Genomic DNA, 4,111 nt, shown 5'->3' with positions numbered 1-4,111 from the left:
GATGCGTTTTATCTTTTTATCTTATGAAATGTTGAAATGTTTTATCTTACGAAATGTTTTATTTGATGACATGTTTTATTTTGCGATGCGTTTTATCTTTTTATCTTATGAAATGTTGAAATGTTTTATTTTGCGATGCGTTTTATCTTAATTTATTCAAAGCTCTATTGATTCAAAGCTTTATTTTATTAAAGCTTTATTTTATTAAAGCTTTATTGATTTAAAGCTTTATTCCACCCCCCCTTCCAATCATTCCAAACCGCTTTTATCCATTTCTTTCAAATTCTAAAAACTTTAAGCAAAATTTAAGCATTGCATGTCTATAATTACATTTCGTTTTTAAAGACAAGCTTTAAAAAGTTCTTTAATTTGAAACAACTCAAACAAGCCATAAAAGCTTAAAAAGCTTTTAAACAAGTTCAAGTTAAATTATTATAAAAGCTAAAAGCTTTCAACAATAAAAAGCTCCTTAGCTGATAAAACTTGGCGATTAAAAAAGATTAGGGATCAAGCATTGTTAGTCTTCTTTAAAGGGTTTAACATTAAGAGCGATTATAGCGGGTTTTTAAAGAAAAACGAAGTTATTTGATTTAATATTGTTAATAGCCTATGTAAAAGTAAAGTAAAACTACAATAACTCTGTCTTATATTCATTAAGGCAGTGGTAGTGCTGAAGAATATTCGTGCAATTGTCGTTATTCATTATAAAAGGGCGGGTTTTAAAGGATATTTTAAAATTTAAAACAAGCTTTTAAGAGCAGATGGCGGATGCCTTGCCAAAGAGAGGCGATGAAGGACGTACTAGACTGCGATAAGCTATGCGGAGCTGTCAAGGAGCTTTGATGCGTAGATGTCCGAATGGGGCAACCCAACTAATAGAGATATTAGTTACTCTTTAATAGAGAGCGAACCTAGTGAAGTGAAACATCTCAGTAACTAGAGGAAAAGAAATCAACGAGATTCCCTAAGTAGTGGCGAGCGAACGGGGAAAAGGGCAAACCGAGTGCTTGCATTCGGGGTTGAGGACTGCAACATCCAAGAGAACGCTTTAGCAGAGTTACCTGGAAAGGTAAGCCATAGAAAGTGATAGCCTTGTATGCGACAAGGCGTTCTTAGGTAGCAGTATCCAGAGTAGGCCAGGACACGAGAAATCCAGGTTGAAGCCGGGGAGACCACTCTCCAACCCTAAATACTACTCTTTGAGCGATAGCGAACAAGTACCGTGAGGGAAAGGTGAAAAGAACCGCAGTGAGCGGAGTGAAATAGAACCTGAAACCATCTGCTTACAATCATTCAGAGCCCTATGATTTATCAGGGTGATGGACTGCCTTTTGCATAATGATCCTGCGAGTTGTGGTATCTGGCAAGGTTAAGCGAATGCGAAGCCGTAGCGAAAGCGAGTCTTAATAGGGCGAACAAGTCAGATGCTGCAGACCCGAAGCTAAGTGATCTATCCATGGCCAAGTTGAAACGCGTGTAATAGCGCGTGGAGGACTGAACTCGTACCCATTGAAACGGGTTGGGATGAGCTGTGGATAGGGGTGAAAGGCCAAACAAACTTAGTGATAGCTGGTTCTCTTCGAAATATATTTAGGTATAGCCTCAAGTGATAATAAAAGGGGGTAGAGCTCTGATTGGGCTAGGGCTGCTCGCCGCGGTACCAAACCCTATCAAACTTCGAATACCTTTTATCGTATCTTGGGAGTCAGGCGGTGGGTGATAAAATCAATCGTCAAAAGGGGAACAACCCAGACTACCAAATAAGGTCCCTAAGTTCTATTCTGAGTGGAAAAAGATGTGTGGCTACTCAAACAACCAGGAGGTTGGCTTAGAAGCAGCCATCCTTTAAAGAAAGCGTAACAGCTCACTGGTCTAGTGGTCATGCGCTGAAAATATAACGGGGCTAAGATAGACACCGAATTTGTAGATTGTGTTAAACACAGTGGTAGAAGAGCGTTCATACCAGCGTTGAAGGTATACCGGTAAGGAGTGCTGGAGCGGTATGAAGTGAGCATGCAGGAATGAGTAACGATAAGATATATGAGAATTGTATCCGCCGTAAATCTAAGGTTTCCTACGCGATGGTCGTCATCGTAGGGTTAGTCGGGTCCTAAGCCGAGTCCGAAAGGGGTAGGTGATGGCAAATTGGTTAATATTCCAATACCGACTATGGAGCGTGATGGGGGGACGCATAGGGTTAAGCGAGCTAGCTGATGGAAGCGCTAGTCTAAGGGCGTAGATTGGAGGGAAGGCAAATCCACCTCTGTATTTGAAACCCAAACAGGCTCTTTGAGTCCTTTTAGGACAAAGGGAGAATCGCTGATACCGTCGTGCCAAGAAAAGCCTCTAAGCATATCCATAGTCGTCCGTACCGCAAACCGACACAGGTAGATGAGATGAGTATTCTAAGGCGCGTGAAAGAACTCTGGTTAAGGAACTCTGCAAACTAGCACCGTAAGTTCGCGATAAGGTGTGCCACAGCGATGTGGTCTCAGCAAAGAGTCCCTCCCGACTGTTTACCAAAAACACAGCACTTTGCCAACTCGTAAGAGGAAGTATAAGGTGTGACGCCTGCCCGGTGCTCGAAGGTTAAGAGGATGCGTCAGTCGCAAGATGAAGCGTTGAATTGAAGCCCGAGTAAACGGCGGCCGTAACTATAACGGTCCTAAGGTAGCGAAATTCCTTGTCGGTTAAATACCGACCTGCATGAATGGCGTAACGAGATGGGAGCTGTCTCAACCAGAGATTCAGTGAAATTGTAGTGGAGGTGAAAATTCCTCCTACCCGCGGCAAGACGGAAAGACCCCGTGGACCTTTACTACAACTTAGCACTGCTAATGGGAATATCATGCGCAGGATAGGTGGGAGGCTTTGAAGTAAGGGCTTTGGCTCTTATGGAGCCATCCTTGAGATACCACCCTTGATGTTTCTGTTAGCTAACTGGCCTGTGTTATCCACAGGCAGGACAATGCTTGGTGGGTAGTTTGACTGGGGCGGTCGCCTCCTAAAAAGTAACGGAGGCTTGCAAAGGTTGGCTCATTGCGGTTGGAAATCGCAAGTTGAGTGTAATGGCACAAGCCAGCCTGACTGTAAGACATACAAGTCAAGCAGAGACGAAAGTCGGTCATAGTGATCCGGTGGTTCTGTGTGGAAGGGCCATCGCTCAAAGGATAAAAGGTACCCCGGGGATAACAGGCTGATCTCCCCCAAGAGCTCACATCGACGGGGAGGTTTGGCACCTCGATGTCGGCTCATCGCATCCTGGGGCTGGAGCAGGTCCCAAGGGTATGGCTGTTCGCCATTTAAAGCGGTACGCGAGCTGGGTTCAGAACGTCGTGAGACAGTTCGGTCCCTATCTGCCGTGGGCGTAGGAAAGTTGAGGAGAGCTGTCCCTAGTACGAGAGGACCGGGATGGACGTGTCACTGGTGCACCAGTTGTTCTGCCAAGAGCATCGCTGGGTAGCTACACACGGATGTGATAACTGCTGAAAGCATCTAAGCAGGAAGCCAACTCCAAGATGAACTTTCCCTGAAGCTCGCACAAAGACTATGTGCTTGATAGGGTAGATGTGTGAGCGCAGTAATGCGTTTAGCTGACTACTACTAATAGAGCGTTTGGCTTGTTTTTTGCTTTTTGTATAAGATAACGGCAATAGAGCATGGATAAGTTACCACTGCCTTACTGAGTGTAAGAGAGTTGGAGTTTTATAAAGACTTTTATATTATAAATTTTAAGTAGAATGAGATACTCTCTCAATGATTTAAAGTTAAAGGCTATTAACGATCTTCTTTGTTAAAAACAGCTCCCTATAAAGAGAAAGGGGAGTTAAGGGTAAATGCGATTTATCTTTAGCTCCCTTTTCCTTGTGCCTTTAGAGAAGAGGAACTACCCAGTTAACCATTCCGAACCTGGAAGTCAAGCTCTTCATCGCTGATAATACTGCTCTTTTCAAGAGTGGGAATGTAGGTCGGTGCAGGGATAGGGAAATGTTTTTTAGTCTTGCTTTTTATCTGATTTCATTATTGATTATATTTCAGTGTTTTATTTTTCTGTTGCTTTTTTCATTTTTTTATTTTTAGTTGTTTTGGTTTGGGGGTTTATTGTTTTATT

At 43.0% G+C, this 4,111-nt stretch carries 2 rRNA genes; both read left to right on the top strand.

The features are described 5' to 3' along the window. Window positions 1-741: 741 nt before the first annotated feature. A 23S ribosomal RNA gene (locus EWZ81_RS06595) occupies window positions 742-3,628 on the top strand. Between the two features lie 234 nt (window positions 3,629-3,862). Beyond that, window positions 3,863-3,980 (top strand): 5S ribosomal RNA (rrf, locus tag EWZ81_RS06590). Window positions 3,981-4,111: the final 131 nt, after the last annotated feature.

Source organism: Helicobacter pylori (assembly GCF_011140715.1).
Taxonomy (GTDB): domain Bacteria; phylum Campylobacterota; class Campylobacteria; order Campylobacterales; family Helicobacteraceae; genus Helicobacter; species Helicobacter pylori_DA.
This window is presented reverse-complemented; position numbering and strand designations above follow the sequence as displayed.